The organism is Glycomyces albidus (genome assembly GCF_009451885.1).
Taxonomy (GTDB): Bacteria; Actinomycetota; Actinomycetes; order Mycobacteriales; family Micromonosporaceae; genus Glycomyces; species Glycomyces albidus.
Genome location: NZ_WIAO01000025.1, coordinates 54,533 through 71,030, shown reverse-complemented (window position 1 = coordinate 71,030; position 16,498 = coordinate 54,533). Strand labels below are relative to the sequence as shown.

Below are 16,498 nucleotides of genomic sequence, written 5' to 3'. Positions count from 1 at the left end.
GCCGGGCCGCGGTCCTATTCGGAGCTGAAGGCCGCGTCGAAGCTGCCTTCGGGGCGGTCGAAGTTCAAGCCCTGCACGAATTCGAGGGCTTCTGCGGCGCCCCGGAGGCGGTCCATGCCCGCGTCCTCCCACTCGATCGAGATCGGGCCGGAGTAGCCGATCGCGTTGAGCACCCGGAAGCAGTCCTCCCACGGCACGTCGCCGTGCCCGGTGGACACGAAGTCCCAGCCGCGGCGCGGGTCGCCCCACGGCAGGTGCGAGCCGAGGCGGCCGCCGCGGCCGTTGAAGCGCTTGCGCGTGTCCTTGCAGTCGACGTGGTAGATCCGGTCCCGGAAGTCCCACAGGAACGCGGCCGGGTCGATGTCCTGCCACACCATGTGGCTCGGGTCCCAGTTGAGCCCGAACGCGGTCCGGTGGTCCACCGCCTCGAGCGCGCGCTGCGTCGACCAGTAGTCGTAGGCGATCTCCGACGGGTGCACCTCGTGCGCGAAGCGGACCCCGACCTCGTCGAACACGTCGAGGATCGGGTTCCAGCGCGCCGCGAAGTCGTCGTAGCCGGCCTCCACGACCGCCTCAGACACGGGCGGGAACATCGCCACGTACTTCCACACGGCCGAGCCGGTGAAGCCGATGACGGTGTCGACGCCGAGCTTCGCGGCGGCCCGCGCGGTCGCCTTCATCTCCTCGGCGGCCCGCCGCCGGACCCCTTCGGGGTCGCCGTCGCCCCACACGTGCGAGGGCACGATGGCCTTGTGCCGGTCGTCGATCGGGTCGTCGCAGACCGCTTGGCCCACCAGGTGGTTCGAGATCGCCCACAGGCCGAGGCCGTGGGATTCGAGGATCGCCTTGCGCTCGGCGACGTAGTCGTCGTCGGCGGCGGCGCGGCGCACGTCGAGGTGGTCGCCCCAGCAGGCGACTTCGAGCCCGTCGTAGCCCCAGCCGGCGGCGAGGCGGCACACCTCCTCGAACGGCAGGTCGGCCCACTGGCCGGTGAACAAGGTGATCGGTCTAGGCATGAAGGCTCCTCAGAAAGGTCAGGCCGTCGACGGCGATGGCGTCCTGGGTCGGCGCGAGGGGCCGCCAGATCGAAGCGGCGGTGGCGATCGTCGCATTGTGCGCCGTGAACGACTCGATGACAAGGGGTCCGGCGTAATCGGCCGCGTCCAGCGCCCGCACGATCGCCGGCCAGTCGAGGTGGTCGTTCCCGGGCGCGCCCCGGTCGTTCGCCGAGACCTGCACGTGCGCGATCCGCCCTGCGGCCCTGGCGATCGCGGCCGGAATGTCGGTCTCCTCGATGTTCATGTGGTAGACGTCGAGCGCGATCGCGGCCCCGTCGACGCCGTCGAGCGCCTCCAGGGCCTGGTCGACCGTGTTGACCAGGCTCGTCTCGTACCGGTTGAGCGGCTCGACCGCGACCGTGACTCCTTTCGCGGCGGCGTACTCGGCGACGGGCCGGAGGTTGGCCCGCAGCTCCCGGTACGCCGCCGCCCGGTCGTCGATGCGCCAGGTCCGCCCTACGGACGCGTATGCGGGCCCGGCGATGACCGGGGAGCCGACCGCGGCGGCCGCGTCCACGACCCGGCGCAGGTAGTCCTGCGTCGCGGCCAAGGTTTCGGCCGGGGCCGAGACGAGTTCGCGTCCCGGTCCCATGACGAGCACCACGGTGGCGGCGAGGCCGAGCCGTTCGAGGAGCTCGGCCGCGCGCGCGGGATCCCAGTCGCCCGGGGACTCGACGGGAAGCTCGATGGCGTCGAACCCCCAGTCGCGCACGCGCGGCGCGAGCCGGGCCAGGGCCTCGTCGTCCAGCGGCGAGGCCCAGACCCAGGTGTTGACGCCGATGCGGGTCAACGGTCCTGCCAGGCGTCGGGGAAGCCCGGCAGGTCCTCGCCGCCGAACTTCGCGTAGTGCAGCGACGGCATGTCCGCGTTGACCTCCAGGTACTGGTCGAGCTCGGCCTCGGTGATCGGCTCCTGCGGGAGGACCCACTCGGCCGGGACCTGCTCACCCGCGAGGATCATCGTCGCGGCGATGACCGGGGTGCGCCACTGGAAGTTCGAGTAGACCGGCGCGAGCGCCGTCATCCCCGTGTCCTTCCACTTGCGCATGAACGACAGCTCGTCCTCGCCGGTCATGACCGGGTACGGCTTGCCGGCGTCCTCGAACGCCTCGATGGCCGCGACGGCGCCGTCGCCGGCGTCCATCCAGATCCCGTCGACGTCGCCGCGCTGGAGGTACTGGGTGACGATGTTCTTGATCTCGGCGGCGTCGCCGCCGGTGAACTCGTCGCCGAGGATCTCCAGTTCGGAGTCGGCGAAGATCTCCTGGGCGGCGGCCCAGCGGTGCTCGAGGACGTCGACGCCCGGCAGGATGCGCAGGGCGAGGACCTTCGAGCCCGGTTCGAGGTTGTCGACGAGGAACTCGGCGGCGTCGGCGCCGAAGGCGTAGCCGCCGATCGGGTGGATGAAGGTGACGGCGCAGTCGGTGTTGACGCCGCGGTCGAAGACGATCACCGGGACGCCGGACTCGCACGCCGCCTCGACGGCGGGCGTGAGGGTCGCGGTGGTCGACGGCGAGATGATGATCGCGTCGCAGTCACCGGAGTCGATGAACGCCTGGATGTCGCTGATCTGCTGGTCGTCGTCGTCCCCGGCGTCCGAGTGGCGGAACTCGCCGATCTGGCCGGACTCCTGGAGCACGGCGACCTGCTGCTGCATGGTGATCCAGCCGGTGACGCGCCACGGGTTGGAGATCGACGCGTTCGAGAAGCAGACGGTGTGGTCCCCGCCCTCCTGCGCGAACTCGGCGGTGTCGATCCACTCGGGCTCGATCGCCTGGAGCCACGGCGTCGCCGGGTCCCCTTCGGGTTCGACGTCGCGCTGGGCGAGCTGCTCCTCGTAGTCGGCCTGGACGAACCACTCGTCGCCCGATTCCTCGGTGGTCGCGTCTTCGGCTTCGTCGGTGGGGGCGTCGGTGGTGCAGGCGGTCGCGAGCAGGATGCCGAGGGCTGCTGCGGCGGCTGCGGCTATACGGGTTGTCCGCATGGTGGTTGACCTTCTTCTCATGAGGGAGTGGGAGTTGCGGTGGCGGTCGTCGGAACGGGTCGGGTGCGGCGCCGCGCCGCGTACGCGACGGCGGCGATGATGATGGCGCCCTGCACGGCGGGCCGGAGCGTCGACGGGAGCGCCATCTGGTTGAACAGCGTGAACAGGGCCTCGATGACGAGGGCGCCGGCCATGGCGGCGAGGACGGAGCCGCGCCCGCCGCCGAGGACGACGCCGCCGAGCACGACCGCCGTGATGACGGTGAACTCGAGGCCGTCGCCGACCTGGGCGCTGACGCCGGCGAACCCGCCGATGAGGACGCCCGCCACGGTCGCCGACAGTCCTGAGAGGATGAATGCGATGGTGCGGGCGGTGCCGACGCGGGCGCCCGAGAGCGCCGCGGCGCGCTCGTTGTCGCCGGCGGCCATGAGGATCCGGCCGAAGCGGGTGCGCATCAGCAGGACCGAGCCGGCGCCGACGGCGATCATGATGAGCAGCGCCCACGGGATCTGGCCGAGGACGGGGACGTTCTCGATGCCGAGCCGCCCGGGCGTGCGGAACGCCTCGGAGAGGCTCCCGGTCGGGGCGCCGCCGGTCCACAGCCGGATCGCGCCGTACAGGACCAGGAGCATCCCGAGCGTGGTGATGAACGACTGGACCTTGAGCGCGGTCGTGATGAGCCCGTTGACGAGCCCGACCGCGATGCCGAAGAGCGCCATGACGATCAGGACCGGGACGGTGCGGGACTCCTCGCCGTCGATGAGGCGGGCGGCGATGACGACCTGCGCGCCGACGAGGGCGCCCACGGACAGGTCGAAGTTCCCTGAGACGATCACGAAGTACTGCCCGGCCGCGAGGATCACCAGCGGGGCGGCCTGCTTGAGGAACGCCATGAGCGACGGGCCCTCGAAGAAGCCCGGGTTCATCGCGAACACGCCGGCGAAGACGAGGACGAGCAGGACGAAGACGGTGGCGGTCGGGTTCGTCGCGCGGACGAGGAGCTCGCGGACGCGGGTCATGACGCCCTCCCTTCTGCGAACCGGGGCCGCCGGGCGGTGCGGTCGAGCTGGCGGCGGGCGTAGATCGCGACGGCGGTGATGATGACGACGCCGCGCAGGACGTCCTTGGCGAACGGGTCGATCTGCATGACGTTGAAGACCGTGTCGAGCACGGCCAGGATCGCCACGCCCGCGACGGTCCCGGCGACGCCGCCCTTGCCGCCGAGGAGGAGCGTGCCGCCGAGGACCACCGCGGCGATCGCGTCGAGCTCGTACAGGTTCGTGTACGCCTCGGCCGAGCCGGTCCCGAAGCGCGCGGCAAGGAGCAGCCCGGCCACGCCCGCGGTCATGCCGCACAGGACGTGCGCCCACATGAGGGTGCGGCCGGTGCGGATGCCGGACATGCGGGCCACCTCGACGTCGCCGCCGACGGCGTACATGTGGTGGCCGGTGCGGGTCGAGCGCAGGAACCAGACCGCGGCCGCCGCGAGCGCCAGCATGACCAGCGCGGAGACCGGGACGGGGCCGATGCGGGTGTACCCGAACTGCTGGAACAGCGCCGGCACGTCCCCGGCCGGGCCCTTGTACTGGGTGTCGAGGTAGCCCTTGATGATGAGGCCGGTGCCGAGCGTGGTGATGAACGGGTTGACGCCGAGGTAGGCGGTGACGGCGCCGTTGAACGCGCCCACGAGGCCGGAGACGAGCAGGACCGCGGCGACCGCGAGCGGGATGTTCGCCACCTGTCCGTCCATCGTGGTCGCGGCGACGAGGCTCGAGAGCGCGGCCGTGTACCCGACCGACAGGTCGAGGGACCGGCACAGGATCACCAGGGTCATGCCGATGGCGAGGAACCCGGTGAGGCTGGTGCGGGTGAGCATGTCGACGAGGTTCGCGGTGGCGAACAGGTTCCCGCCGTCGATCGCGGTCGCGACGGCGCCGGCGGCGAGGACGCCGGCGAGCGCGAGGTAGATGAGGGCGGTGGTGCCGAGCCGGTCGGCGCCCGGGCGGCGGGTCATTCCGGGCCCCTTCCGGTCGCGTAGGCCATGACCTGCTGCTCGGTCGCGCCCGCGGGGAGCTCGCCGGCGATGCGGCCGTCGTGGAGGACCACGATCCGGTCGGCGAGGCCGATGACCTCGATGAGCTCGGAGGCGATGAGGAGCACCGCGAGTCCTTCGGCGGCGAGTTCGCGGATCACGGTGTACAGCTTGTGCTTCGCGCCGACGTCGATGCCGCGGGTGGGCTCGTCGAGGACGATGACGCCCGGTTCGGCCGCGAGCCACTTCGCGACGACGACCTTCTGCTGGTTGCCGCCGGAGAGGAACCGGACCTCCTGGTCCTCGCCGCGGGCGACGAGGTCGAGGCCGGCGAGCAGTTCGGAGACGCGGGCGAGGCGGCGGCGGGAGTGGACGCGGGCGTTCGCGTCGAGGACCATGCGGGCGTTGGCGCGCACCGACTGCCACAGGGCCAGGCCCTGGGCTTTGCGGTCCTCGGTGACCAGGGCGATGCCGGCTGCGATGGCCTTGCGGGGCTTGGTGATCCGCATCGGCTTCCCGTCGACTTCGAGCGAGCCGCGGGTGAAGGGGGCGATGCCGAAGACGGCTTCGGCGATCTCGGTGCGGCCCGAGCCCTGGAGCCCGGCGAGGCCGACGATCTCGCCGGCGCGCACCTCGAGGTCGATGCCGTCGATCCAGGCGTTCCCGCCGCCGGCGACCTTGAGGCGGACTTCGCCGGGCTCGGTGCCGGGCAGGCGCTCGGGGAACTGGGCCTCGATGCGGCGCCCGACCATCTTCGCGACGAGGTCGTCGGGGGTGATGTCGGCGGTGGCGACGCTGTCGACCAGGCGGCCGTCCTTGAGGACGGTGATCCGGTCGCACAGGTCGAAGATCTCCTTGAGGCGGTGGGAGACGTAGAGGACGGCGACGCCGCGTTCGCGCAGGCGGCCGATGAGGCCGTAGAGGAGCTCGACCTCGGCGTCGGCGAGCGCGGCGGTCGGCTCGTCCATGCAGATGAGGTCGGCGCCCTGCGAGAGGGCCTTGGCGATCTCGGTGATCTGCTGGTGCGCGACCGAGAGGGACCCGACCTTCGCCTGGGGCGGGAGGTCGTCGACGCCGAGGTCGGCGAGGACCGCGGCGGTCCGCTCGGCCATGGCGCGGCGGTCGATCATGCCGCGGCGGCGCGGTTCGCGTCCGAGGTGGACGTTCTCGGCGACGGTGAGCTCGGGCAGGAGGTTGAACTCCTGGAAGACCGAGGCGACCCCGGCCTGCTGGGCCTGGAGCGGGTGGGTGAAGGAGACGGCGCGGCCGCCCAGTTCGATGGTGCCGGCGTCGGCGGTGTGGACGCCGGCGAGGATCTTCATCAGGGTGGACTTGCCGGCGCCGTTCTCCCCCACCAGCGCGTGGACTTCACCTGGCTCCACGGTGAGGTCCACTGAGGAGAGCACGGGGACGCCGAGGAACGCCTTGTCGATGCCGCGCATGGCGAGGAGCGTCATTGCGGCACCTCCGCCCAGTCCCGGGTGCGGGCCGAGGCGGCGACGGCCTCGGCGATGCGGGCGGCGCGCAGGCCGTCCTCGAACACCGGCAGCCCGTCGGGGGCGCCGCCCGTGATCGCCGCGCCGGTGTCGGCGACGAAGGCGTTGAAGCAGTCCTGGTAGCCCTGGGCGTGGCCGCCGGGGAGGCGGGCGAGGCGGGCGGCGTCGGGGCTGAGGTGCTCGGGGTCGCGCATGAGGACGCCGTTGACCTCGCGGCCGCCGATCCACAGCGTCTCGGGCCGCTCCTGGTCGAACGCGAGCGTGGCCTCGGTGCCGGAGATCTCCAGCAGGAGCCGGTTCTTGCGGCCGGCCGAGACCTGGCTGACGACGGTGGAGCCGATCATGCCGCCGGCGGTGGCGAACTGGAGCGTCACGATGTCCTCAGTGGAGACGTCGCGGCCGCCGCGGCGGCGGTTCGCCGTCGAGAGCTGCGCCGAGACGGCGGTGATGCGGTCGCCGGAGACGAACTCGAGCAGGTCGCACCAGTGCGAGCCGATGTCGCCGAAGGCCCGGAGGGCGCCGCCCTTGTCGGCGTCGACGCGCCAGTTGTCGTCGTCGGGGCGCAGGAGCCAGTCCTGGAGGTAGGAGCCGTGCGCGAGGGTGAGGCGCCCGATCCGGCCGGCGGCGACGCGGGCGCGGGCCTCGCGGACCATCGGGTGGAAGCGGTAGACGAACGGGACGGTCGCCACCACGCCCGCCTCGGCGGCGGCCTCGGTCATGGCGCGGGCGGTGTCGAGGTCGGTGGCGAGGGGCTTCTCGCAGACGACGTGCTTGCCGGCGGCGATGGCGGCCAGCGCGATTGGGGCGTGGAGGTGGTTGGGGACGCAGACGTGGACGACGTCGGCGGCGTCGATGAGCGCGCCGATGTCGTCGAAGACCGCCTCGGCCCGCAGCGAGGCCGCGGCGCGGCGCGCCCGCTCGGGGGTCGAGCCGGCGATCCCGGCGACGGTGCCGCCGGCGACGGCGATGGCGTGGGAGTGGACCCGCCCCATGAAGCCGGTGCCGATGACGGCGGCGCGGTACGTCGTCGGCCGAGTGATCGTGACGTGAGCCATATGACGACCGTAGGGCAGACTTATGACGAAGCACAAGCAAAAGTTGTCCGTGTTATGAAACAGTTATGACATGAGTACGTCGGAACCCGTGTGGTTCACTAGTGCTGTGACAGATGGTTCGACCGAGCGGCGCCGCGCGGCCCCAGCGGCCGCCGCCGGGGCCGGCACCCTCCTCCAGCTGCTGCGCGACGGCGTGCCGCGCACCCGGTCCGAACTGTCCGCGCTCACCGGGCTCGCCCGCTCCACCGTCACCGGCCGCGTCGACGCCCTCCTCGCCGCCGGCCTCATCGCCCCCAGCGGCGAGACCGCCTCCACCGGCGGCCGGCCCCCGGCCACGTTCGCGTTCAACCCCGCCGCGAAGATCGCCCTCGGCGCCGACCTCGGCGCCACCCACGCCCGCCTCGCCGTCACCGACCTCGCCGGGAACGTCCTCACCGCCGTCAACGCCGACCTCGAGATCGCCCTCGGACCCGAGGCCGTCCTCGACCTGGTCGTCGAGCACGGCCGCAAGCTCCTCGACGAGGTCGGCCGCCCCGTCCGCGACCTCCTCGGCATCGGCATCGGCCTGCCCGGCCCCGTCGAGCACTCCACCGGCCGCGCCGTCAACCCGCCGATCATGCCCGGCTGGGACGGCTTCGACGTCCCCTCCTATGTGCGCCAACGCATCCCGGTGCCGGTCCTGGTCGACAACGACGTCAACATCATGGCCCTCGGCGAGCACTTCACCGCCTGGCCCGAATACGAGCACCTGCTCTTCATCAAGGCCGCCACCGGCATCGGCTGCGGCATCATCGCCGGCGGCCAGGTCTACCGCGGCGCCCAGGGCGCGGCCGGGGACATGGGGCACATCCGCGTCGCCGGCGCCGACGACGCCCACTGCCGCTGCGGCAACACCGGCTGCCTCGAAGCCGTCGCCTCCGGCGCCGCGATCGCCGCCAAGCTCACCGCCGAGGGCATCCCCGCAGGCGGCTCCCTCGACGTGGTCGAACTCGCCCGCTCCGGGTCCGTCCCGGCCCTGCGCCGCGTCCGCCAGGCCGGACGCGACATCGGCGAAGTCCTCGCCGGGGCCGTCAACTTCTTCAACCCGTCGATCATCGTCATCGGCGGCTCCCTCGCGCTCGCGGGCGACCACCTCATCGCGGGCGTCCGCGAGGTCATCTACCAGCGCTCGCTGCCGCTGGCCACCAGGCACCTGCGCATCGCCGCCGCCCGCACCGGCGAGTCGAGCGGCGCGATCGGCGCCGGCGTCATGGTCATCGAGCACGCCCTCGACCCCGCCCGCCTCGACGCGGGCACCGGCGCATTGAAACCGACCAGCCACAAGACGAACGGATGACCATGCAGCGCAACACCCTCGGCAAGACCGGACTCGAAGTCGGCCCCCTGTGCATCGGCACGAGCACGATCGCCGGGTTCACCGAGACCTACGGGTACGACGTGGACCAGGAGCGGGCGGTCGAGACGATCCTCGCGGTCTTCGACAGCGAGGTGAACTACCTCGACACCGGCAACAACTACGGCAAGGACGGCCTGGCCGAACGGCGCGTCGGCGAAGCGATCCGACGCCGCGGCGGCCTGCCCGAGGGGTTCGTGCTCCAGACCAAAGTGGACGCCGATCCGGAGACGGGCGACTACTCCGGGGCGCGGGTGCGCCGCTCGGTCGAGGAGAGCCTGGAGCGCCTCGGCGTCGACCACCTGCCGATCCTCGCACTGCACGACCCCGAGTTCATGTCACCCGACCAGGACGGCTTCGGCCCCGGCGGGGCACTGGAGGCGCTGGTCGAGATCCGCGACTCCGGGGTGGCCGACCACCTCGCGGTCGCGTCGGGATCGGTCGAGGTCTCGCAGCGGTACCTCGACACGGGCGAGTTCGACGTGGTCCTCAACCACAACCGGTTCACGCTGCTCAACCGCGAGGCCCAGGGCCTGTTCGAGGGCGCGCGGGCGAAGGGCCTCGGGGTCCTGAACGCGGCGCCGTACGGCGGCGGGATGCTCGCGAAGGGCCCCGCGCAGCAGCCGAAGTACTGCTACGGCGAACGCGACGAGGCGTTCGCGGCGAGCGCCTTCGCCATGGCGAAGGCATGCGAGGCCGCGGGCGTCCCGCTGGCCGCGGCGGCACTCCAGTTCTCGACCCGCTCCCCGCTGGTCGACTCCACAGTGGTCGGCATCTCCCGCCCCGAGCGCATCGCCGAGACGCTCGAACTGCTCGCGGTGGAGATCCCCGAATCGCTCTGGGACGAACTCGAAGCCCTCAAGCCCGACGCGCACATCTGACACGACCCCCGGCGAACGGCCGCTGCCCGGCCGTTCGCCGGGCACTCCGCAGACGCTTCGGGGCCTCGGGGTCGGGCCCCCGGTTTTCAAGGGTGCCCGACGGGTCCGACATTCCGCGGGCCGCGGCCGACTGCGCTCAGCGACCGCCGGGCACCGCACAAGTCCTCACGGGGCCTCGGGGCTGGGCCCCCGGTTTTCAAGAGTGCCCGGCGGGTCCGACAACCCGCCGGGCATCACCTTACGCGCTGCGGGTGAGTCGCGACACGGTCAATAGCGCTTCCGAGAGGCGGACCGGGTCGATCTCGCCCGTCTCGGGCAGGCCGATCTCAACCCGGGTGAGCGTCTGTTCGCCCTCGTCGTAGCCGTAGCCGGGGTGGACACCCGGGTCCGACTCGAGCAGCAGGTAGCCGCCCTCGGGAAATTCGCGGAAGATCCCGTAGCCGTGCGGGCCGGGCCGGGCGCTGCCGTACTTCCAGCCGCGCTTGAGCAGCCCGACCATCGGGCCCGCGCCGGTCTTGCCGCCTTCGAACCGCACGACCCGCCCCGTCGCGCGGTCCTCGTCGGTGAGCGCGAAGACGCGCCGAGTGAGCTGCTCGAACGGCTGCAGGATCTCGTAATCCGCGAAGATCTCGCCCCACGCCGCGACCTCGTCCCCCAGCCCGACCGGGTGGGCGATGCGCACCTCGGCGTCCTCGGGGATCTCGAACGGCTCGTCCTCCGAGTCCGCCGGCGTGCGGTCCTCGGCGAGCCGGAACGAGCGCCAGCCGTCCCCAGTGGAGCACTGCCAGACGAGGCGGCCGGTGAGCTGCCACGAGACCGGGTGCTCCACCAGGTACCGGCGGAACTCCGGAACGGTCCACGTGCGGGCGTCGACCATCGCGGTCTCGAGCCGCTTGACCTGGTCCACCGCGGCGGCCTTGAGCTCCTTGCGCAGCGACGTGAACCGCTCGTACGCCGGCTGGGCCAGCTCGGCGTCGTCGGCCGCCGCGGGCTTCGGGGCGCCCGCGCGGCGCTTGCCCAAGCCGTCGACCACGAACGGCTTCAGGTTCTCGTCGAACTTGACCGTGAACCGCCGCGGCCCGTAGTCGAGGACCAGCGGCTCGTCCGACGAGAGCCCGAAATCCGGCACGAGCCGGTCGGCGAGCTGGTCGGTGCTCAATTCCAGGCGCTCGGCGATGACCTCGATCTGTGCGGCCGCGGTCTTCTTGAGCGCCTTGAACTTCGCGTTCCCGGCGATCGCCTGCACCGCCCGCAGCGCGGTCTCGGTGCCGATGTGGCCCAGGACCTCCAGGCCGCGGACGGCCTTGCGGCTCTGGCTCTGGCCCGGCCATTCGCGGATGAGCGCGGTCAGGCGGCGCACCGTCTGGTCGTCGGCGAACCGCCGGAGCTGGTCCATCGCCCAGCCGTCCTTCGACGGCGACCCTGCCGAGAGCCACAGCTCGAACAGGCCCCACGAGAACGAGGTCAGCGACGCCGGGTCGCACTCGGCCGCAAGGAGGTCCGCCCCCGGATACAGGCGTTCGGGGTCGTCCAGCGCGAGCGCGGACATGAGGGTGCGGACGGCGGCGTCGGGCAGGGCAGCCTCGCGTCCGCGCAGCAGCACCGCCGGGAGCATCGCCGGGTCGGCCCAGGCCGGCGGCTTGGGGACGCGGCGCTGGGGGTCGAGCGGGTCGGCGTCGACGATCGCGGCGACCGCTTCGGCCGCCGCCGGGCCGTACGCGGCGGCCTGCTCGTCGAGCACGGCGCGATTCGACGCGGCCAGGTACTTCAGGGCGTCGGCGGCGCTCTGGCGCTGCTTGGCGACCTTGCCGAGCGCGTCGGGGACGAGCAGCGCCGCGGCCGCCGCGGCGTGCCGGTCGAGCCAGGCCCGCCCGAGCGCCCGGTCCCCGCGGGGCCGCGACACCAGGTCGGCGGCGATGCGAGCCGCGTCCTGGTTCACGAAGGGCAGCATGACGGCCCGGAACGACGGCCGCTTCCTGGCGATCTCGAGGACCTTCGGCGCGACCTCCGGACCGTACCGGGCGAGAATGCCGCGAAGGGTCCCGAGGGAGGTCCAGGTCGTCACCGCCCCCGCCCACAGCGGCAGCGCGGCCTGGGCGCGCTCGTCGTCGGCCCACGCCAGGAGCTCCATGAACCAGTAGTGCTCGGGGTCCGGGCCATTCGGCATCGCCTTGTCCCACATCGAGGGGTCGCGCCGCAGGTAGTAGTGGAGGTAGCTGTCCTTCGACAGGGTGCCCCACTCCTCGCGTTCGCCCTCGGCCCAGCGGAGTTCGTCGATGGCCGGGGCCGTGAGCCCGTCGACGGCGGTCTTCGCGGACGTCCTGAACGGCGTCCACGGCGGCGTCGCGAAGACGTCGGGAAGCGCGTCGGCGACCTGGCGCCTCGCGGTGGCGGACAGGAGCTCCTCGACTTGCGCCCGCCGCTTGTCGTCCAGATCGGACAGATGTGAGTCGAGGCCGAATTCGCGGACGAGACCTGAGATCCGGGCCCGGGCGTGCAGTGAAGCGCCGGGGGCGATCGAGGCGACGGCGCGGAGGGTCCGCACCGGGAACCGCGCGGCGGCCTCGCGCAGCGCTGTCAGCGCCTGTGGCCGGATGGTCCGCTCGAGGAGGTACGCGATGCCCGCTTCCGAAGGCAGGCGGCCGATCGCGTCGTACAGGTGGCCCCGGAAGTCGGCGGTCGAGGTCTGCTCCAGGGAGTCGGTGAGGAGCGCGAGCGCGTCGACGCCGAGGGCGTCGACGGCTCGGGCGACCGCGGCCGGGTCGTACTGGGGATCGTCGAGGAACCGGACGCCGGCGAGTTCCAGGTGCTCAGGGTCGGACAGGAACGTCCAGACGAGGTTCGCGCCGTAGGGGGTGTACCGCCGCCCGGCGTAGGCGACGCAGGCGTCGCGGACCCAGTCCTCCTGGTCGGGCATGAGGGCGGCGCTCACGAACCGGTGCGCGTCCGAGGTGCGGCGCGCCCCGAGCGCGTCCCTCGCCGCCTCGTACTCGGCATCGGGCATGGCGGCGAGGAGCGAGCGGAGGTCGGCGAGGGCCTGGCGGGAGGCGACCGCGTACCGGACCACGTCGTGGATCGGGGCGGGCTCGTACCTCACGACGGAGTTCGCGGGGTGCTGCGAGGACCGGAACCAGGTCAGGCCGTTCGCGTACAGCTCGAGCATGGCTGCGGCGGCGAAGCCGAGGCCGTGCCGGGCGATCCAGGCGTGGAGCGCGGTGTCGTGGATCGACGCGCGCTGCTGGTAGTGATGCCGCACCATCGCGGCCGCTGCGAACGCGGCCGCGAGCGGGTCGGCCTCCTGCGCGATTCCGGCGCGCAGGAGGTCCCCGAGCGGGTCGCCGGCGACCGCCGTGAGCGGGCCCTCGAACGCCTTCTGCTTCTCGGCGTACAGGTCCACGAGCCGCTGCGGCGCATCGGGATCGATCGTGACACTGCGGGGCTCGCCGCGTCCGCGCCGGTCGAGGAGGTGCGGGGTCCACGAGTCCGGGTACGCGATCGCGTCTTCCCCGGGGACCGATGAGGAGTCGATGAGGTTCACGCCCAAGAGCATAGGAGCGGAGTGCGACATGGCCCGGCGGCCGGCGGAGGGGCGGGCCGGGCGAGGGCCGGCCGGATCGCCGCGGCGGGGCCCCTGGAGCGCCGGCTCCGAGGACCGCCGCCGGCCGCATATCCTCATCGGACGGTCCTGTTCCCCTTCCCGCTCACGCCGGTCAACGCTTCCGGTAGGTCTGGAGGGTCATGCCGGAGTCGAAGCTGCGGTTCTCGACCAGGTCGAAGCGGAGCGGCGCGTAGGGCCCGTCGAACAGCGGGAGCCCGCCGCCCAGGACCAGCGGGTACCGCTTGAGGACGATCTCGTCGATCTCGCCCACCAGGGCCGCGGCGAGCTTGCCGCCGCCGCAGAGCCAAATGCCTTGGCCTTCTTGCTGTTTCAGTTCGCGGACGGTCTTGATCGCGTCGCTCGCGACGAAGGTGACGTCGGGGGCGAGCGCCGGGTCGAGGGTGGAGGAGAACACGTACTGCTTCAGGTGCGAGTACGGGCTCGGGTTGCCCGTCTCGAGTCCGGGCAGGTAAGTGCCGCGGCCCATGAGGACGGTGTCGTAGAGGCGGTTCGGCTCGTCGCCGAGTCCCAGCGGCTCCCGCATCGCGGTCGGCACGGTCTCGGGCCGGATCTCGAGGATGTGGGCGGTGAGGTCGGGCTCGATGGGGAGCTGGTCGTATTCCCCGTCGGGGCCGGCGATGTAGCCGTCGAGGGTGGCGCCGATGTAGTAGGTCAGCTCGCGCATATTCACTCCGTTTGAAGTACTATGAATGAAGTGGTTTGAACTTACCACTACACTCGCAGTGGTGTCAACCGAGGATCGAGGAACCATGCGCCAGAACCCCGAACGCCGCACCGCACTGGTCGACGCCGCCATCGAAGTGCTCGCCGACCAGGGCGCTCGCGGACTCACGTTCCGCGCCGTCGACCAGCGCGCCGGCGTCCCGACCGGCACGGCCTCCAACTACTTCCCGAACCGGGACGCCCTGCTCACGCAGGCCGGCCGCCGCGTCTTCGAGCGGCTCGACCCCGGCCCCGACGTGATCGGCGAGGCGCTGTCGCTCCCCCAGACCCGCGCGTCCGTCGACCGCCTCATGCACGAGATGGTGGGACGCATCACCGCGTTCCCCTCCGGGCACCTCGCGATGCTCGAACTCCGCCTCGAGTCCACCCGCCGCCCCGAGCTCCGCGCCGTGCTCACCGAGCAGATCCGCGCCAACATCCAGGACAACATCGACTTCCACCTCGCCTCTGGCATGCCCGGGGACGCGGAGGCGGTCGTCCACCTCTACCTGGCCCTGAGCTGGCTCATCGTCGAACGCCTCACGCTCCCCGACCTCTTCGACGAAGCCCGAACCGACGCCCTCATCACGTCTCTTGTAGACCGACTGGTGCCTGCGGAGTAGCACACGGGCACCGGGCGGCGCACCTCCGCGGTACGCGGGTGGACCGCCGTACGCCTCATGAGTGATCTCAAGGCGGTGCCCCTCGGCGGCGCACGGGAGACCACCGCCCAAAGGGCCGCCGTCCCGTTCCAGGCGATGCCCTCGGCGGCGCGCGAGCAGGCCACCGCCCTACCTCGCGGGCCCGGCACTCCAAGCCGCGGTGATCGCGGCCCGCGACTCCCATTGGCGGACACCGCCTTCGGACTCCCAGCGCCGGCAGAACTCCCGAAGCTCGGCACACCGTTCGAGCATCGCGGCGCGGCGCAGCGGCCATGCCGGCACCGGCAGGCCGTACGCCGCGTGGAACCGCGGAACCGCATCAACGTGATCGGGGTGGTGCATCCGCACGATCCACTCGCACCACGCCAGGTCCTTGACGGGTTCGCCGATCCCCGCGAACTCCCAGTCCACAATGGCGGTCACCGCGGACGACTCCGGGTCGATCAGCAGGTTGTTCGGGCCGAAGTCGCCGTGGACCGGCACTCCGGGAGGCGAACCCGGCGGAGGCGCCACCGAATGCAGCCGCCGCAGCACCGTGCCGCACGCCTGAAGCACCTGGTCTGCAAAACCGGCCTCGATGAGCTCCTGCCCCTGCACGCCCTGGACGAAACCGAGTGTCAACCCGTCGCCCTCAGTCGAAAGCACCGGCGGCACCGGGACCACGCCTTGCAGCTCGGTCAGCCATCGCCGCTCGCGTTCACGACGCACCTCGGCATCAGGGCCGAGGTATCGCTTGACCACCGTCTCGCCGTCGCCGTCCGTCTGATTGGTGTAGCCGTGTCGCATCCCCTCATCATCGGGACCGCGTCAACCCGATCAGCGTGCCCGCACACCGTCCGGAGCGGGCGCTACGCTGCCGCGGTGATCGTCTGGCTCGCTTCGTATCCCCGCTCCGGCAACACCTTCTTCCGCGTGGTGCTGCACCGGCTCTACCGGGTCCCGACCTACACGGTGTACGACGTCGACGGGGTCGCCGAACAGATCGGCCCCGAGCTCATGGACGCCCGCGCCCGGCCGGCCGCGTTCGAGCAGATGCGCGACTCATCCGAAGTCTTCTACGTCAAGACGCACCGCCGCCGTGACGACCCGGTCGTCTCGGAGCAGGACCGGGCGATCTGCCTGGTCCGCGACGGCCGCGACAGCGTGGTCTCCTGGGCCCGCCTGGGCACCCGACACCTCGCGGACCAGCCCGACTACGCCGACCGCTTCGCGGCCGAAGCCCGCACGATCATCACCCGCCGCACCGGCGGCACCGGCGGCTGGGGCCAGAACGTCCGCTCCTGGCAGGAGTCCACCGCGCCCGCCCCGGTCTGGGTCCGCTTCGAAGACCTCATCGCCGTCCCTGAGTCCACCGTCCAAGCGGCCGTCACCGCAGTCGCGCCCGAACTCACCCCGCAGCCTGCGCCGCTCCCCTCCTTCAACGACCTCCAGGCCCACGACCCCGACTTCTTCCGCACCGGAACCACCGGCACCCACCGCACCGAGCTCCCGCCCGACCTCCACGACCTCTTCTGGCGCCAACCCGACAACGCAGAAGCCATGCACCACCTCGGCTACCGCCGCACGACCTGAATCGATCGGGAGCGGCACCACGCGCGACCAGCGGAGCCCGAAAAC

At 72.0% G+C, this 16,498-nt stretch carries 14 protein-coding genes; 4 read left to right on the top strand and 10 right to left on the bottom strand.

All coding sequences use genetic code 11. The features are described from left to right. Positions 1-14: 14 nt before the first annotated feature. From GFD30_RS18590 to GFD30_RS18560, 7 genes are read right to left on the bottom strand one after another with little or no spacing between them, the layout of a single operon-like run. Positions 15-1,016, bottom strand: a complete 1,002-nt coding sequence (locus tag GFD30_RS18590; protein WP_153026686.1) for a sugar phosphate isomerase/epimerase family protein — start codon at positions 1,014-1,016, stop codon at positions 15-17. After that, a complete protein-coding gene (locus GFD30_RS18585; RefSeq protein ID WP_153026685.1) occupies positions 1,009-1,848 on the bottom strand; it encodes a sugar phosphate isomerase/epimerase family protein in 840 nt (279 codons plus the stop codon). The genes GFD30_RS18590 and GFD30_RS18585 overlap by 8 nt, the downstream gene beginning before the upstream one ends. After that, complete coding sequence (locus GFD30_RS18580) at positions 1,845-3,041, bottom strand: substrate-binding domain-containing protein (protein WP_153026684.1); 1,197 nt, start codon at positions 3,039-3,041, stop codon at positions 1,845-1,847. The genes GFD30_RS18585 and GFD30_RS18580 overlap by 4 nt, the downstream gene beginning before the upstream one ends. Positions 3,042-3,058: 17 nt before the next feature. Continuing rightward, positions 3,059-4,060 (bottom strand): ABC transporter permease, encoded by a 1,002-nt coding sequence (locus GFD30_RS18575; RefSeq protein ID WP_153026683.1) that lies wholly within the window; start codon positions 4,058-4,060, stop codon positions 3,059-3,061. Further along, positions 4,057-5,055, bottom strand: a complete 999-nt coding sequence (locus GFD30_RS18570; RefSeq protein ID WP_153026682.1) for an ABC transporter permease — start codon at positions 5,053-5,055, stop codon at positions 4,057-4,059. The genes GFD30_RS18575 and GFD30_RS18570 overlap by 4 nt, the downstream gene beginning before the upstream one ends. Next, entirely contained in the window at positions 5,052-6,530 is a 1,479-nt protein-coding gene (locus tag GFD30_RS18565) for a sugar ABC transporter ATP-binding protein (protein ID WP_153026681.1), read from the bottom strand. The genes GFD30_RS18570 and GFD30_RS18565 overlap by 4 nt, the downstream gene beginning before the upstream one ends. Then, the gene (locus GFD30_RS18560) at positions 6,527-7,624 is read right to left on the bottom strand and encodes a Gfo/Idh/MocA family protein (protein WP_153026680.1); all 1,098 of its coding nucleotides are present in this window, start codon (positions 7,622-7,624) and stop codon (positions 6,527-6,529) included. The genes GFD30_RS18565 and GFD30_RS18560 overlap by 4 nt, the downstream gene beginning before the upstream one ends. Positions 7,625-7,694: 70 nt before the next feature. Between GFD30_RS18560 and GFD30_RS18555 the strand changes: the two genes are divergently transcribed. Together GFD30_RS18555 and GFD30_RS18550 are read left to right on the top strand one after the other, a co-directional pair. Beyond that, on the top strand, positions 7,695-8,960 hold the full coding sequence (locus GFD30_RS18555) for an ROK family transcriptional regulator (protein ID WP_153026679.1): 1,266 nt from the start codon (positions 7,695-7,697) through the stop codon (positions 8,958-8,960). Beyond that, positions 8,957-9,898 carry an aldo/keto reductase gene (locus tag GFD30_RS18550; RefSeq protein ID WP_227996598.1) on the top strand — a complete coding sequence of 314 codons (942 nt, stop codon included), beginning with the start codon at positions 8,957-8,959 and terminating at the stop codon, positions 9,896-9,898. Before GFD30_RS18555 ends, GFD30_RS18550 begins: the two co-directional genes overlap by 4 nt. Positions 9,899-10,136: 238 nt before the next feature. Here GFD30_RS18550 and GFD30_RS28025 read toward each other — a convergent pair whose 3' ends face one another. Next, the gene (locus GFD30_RS28025) at positions 10,137-13,436 is read right to left on the bottom strand and encodes a DUF4132 domain-containing protein (RefSeq protein ID WP_153026677.1); all 3,300 of its coding nucleotides are present in this window, start codon (positions 13,434-13,436) and stop codon (positions 10,137-10,139) included. A gap of 172 nt (positions 13,437-13,608) precedes the next feature. Next, positions 13,609-14,181: a dihydrofolate reductase family protein gene (locus GFD30_RS18540; RefSeq protein ID WP_153026676.1), complete on the bottom strand. Its 573-nt coding sequence runs from the start codon at positions 14,179-14,181 to the stop codon at positions 13,609-13,611. An 85-nt stretch (positions 14,182-14,266) separates the two neighbouring features. Here GFD30_RS18540 and GFD30_RS18535 point away from each other — a divergent pair, with 85 nt between their 5' ends. Further along, entirely contained in the window at positions 14,267-14,842 is a 576-nt protein-coding gene (locus GFD30_RS18535; RefSeq protein WP_153026704.1) for a TetR/AcrR family transcriptional regulator, read from the top strand. A 168-nt stretch (positions 14,843-15,010) separates the two neighbouring features. Here GFD30_RS18535 and GFD30_RS18530 read toward each other — a convergent pair whose 3' ends face one another. After that, positions 15,011-15,667, bottom strand: a complete 657-nt coding sequence (locus tag GFD30_RS18530; protein ID WP_153026675.1) for an aminoglycoside phosphotransferase family protein — start codon at positions 15,665-15,667, stop codon at positions 15,011-15,013. 75 nt (positions 15,668-15,742) lie between these two features. On the opposite strand from GFD30_RS18530, the gene GFD30_RS18525 reads away from it, so the two are divergent. Beyond that, complete coding sequence (locus GFD30_RS18525) at positions 15,743-16,453, top strand: sulfotransferase domain-containing protein (RefSeq protein ID WP_227996596.1); 711 nt, start codon at positions 15,743-15,745, stop codon at positions 16,451-16,453. Positions 16,454-16,498: the final 45 nt, after the last annotated feature.

Bases quoted from the DNA above. Each gene is read 5' to 3' on its own strand.
- GFD30_RS18590 (WP_153026686.1), bottom strand. From the start codon at position 1,016: ATGCCTAGACCGATCACCTTGTTCACCGGCCAGTGGGCCGACCTGCCG.
- GFD30_RS18580 (WP_153026684.1), bottom strand. From the start codon at position 3,041: ATGCGGACAACCCGTATAGCCGCAGCCGCCGCAGCAGCCCTCGGCATC.
- GFD30_RS18575 (WP_153026683.1), bottom strand. From the start codon at position 4,060: ATGACCCGCGTCCGCGAGCTCCTCGTCCGCGCGACGAACCCGACCGCC.
- GFD30_RS18570 (WP_153026682.1), bottom strand. From the start codon at position 5,055: ATGACCCGCCGCCCGGGCGCCGACCGGCTCGGCACCACCGCCCTCATC.
- GFD30_RS18565 (WP_153026681.1), bottom strand. From the start codon at position 6,530: ATGACGCTCCTCGCCATGCGCGGCATCGACAAGGCGTTCCTCGGCGTC.
- GFD30_RS18560 (WP_153026680.1), bottom strand. From the start codon at position 7,624: ATGGCTCACGTCACGATCACTCGGCCGACGACGTACCGCGCCGCCGTC.
- GFD30_RS18555 (WP_153026679.1), top strand. From the start codon at position 7,695: ATGAGTACGTCGGAACCCGTGTGGTTCACTAGTGCTGTGACAGATGGT.
- GFD30_RS18550 (WP_227996598.1), top strand. From the start codon at position 8,957: ATGACCATGCAGCGCAACACCCTCGGCAAGACCGGACTCGAAGTCGGC.
- GFD30_RS18540 (WP_153026676.1), bottom strand. From the start codon at position 14,181: ATGCGCGAGCTGACCTACTACATCGGCGCCACCCTCGACGGCTACATC.
- GFD30_RS18535 (WP_153026704.1), top strand. From the start codon at position 14,267: ATGCGCCAGAACCCCGAACGCCGCACCGCACTGGTCGACGCCGCCATC.
- GFD30_RS18530 (WP_153026675.1), bottom strand. From the start codon at position 15,667: ATGCGACACGGCTACACCAATCAGACGGACGGCGACGGCGAGACGGTG.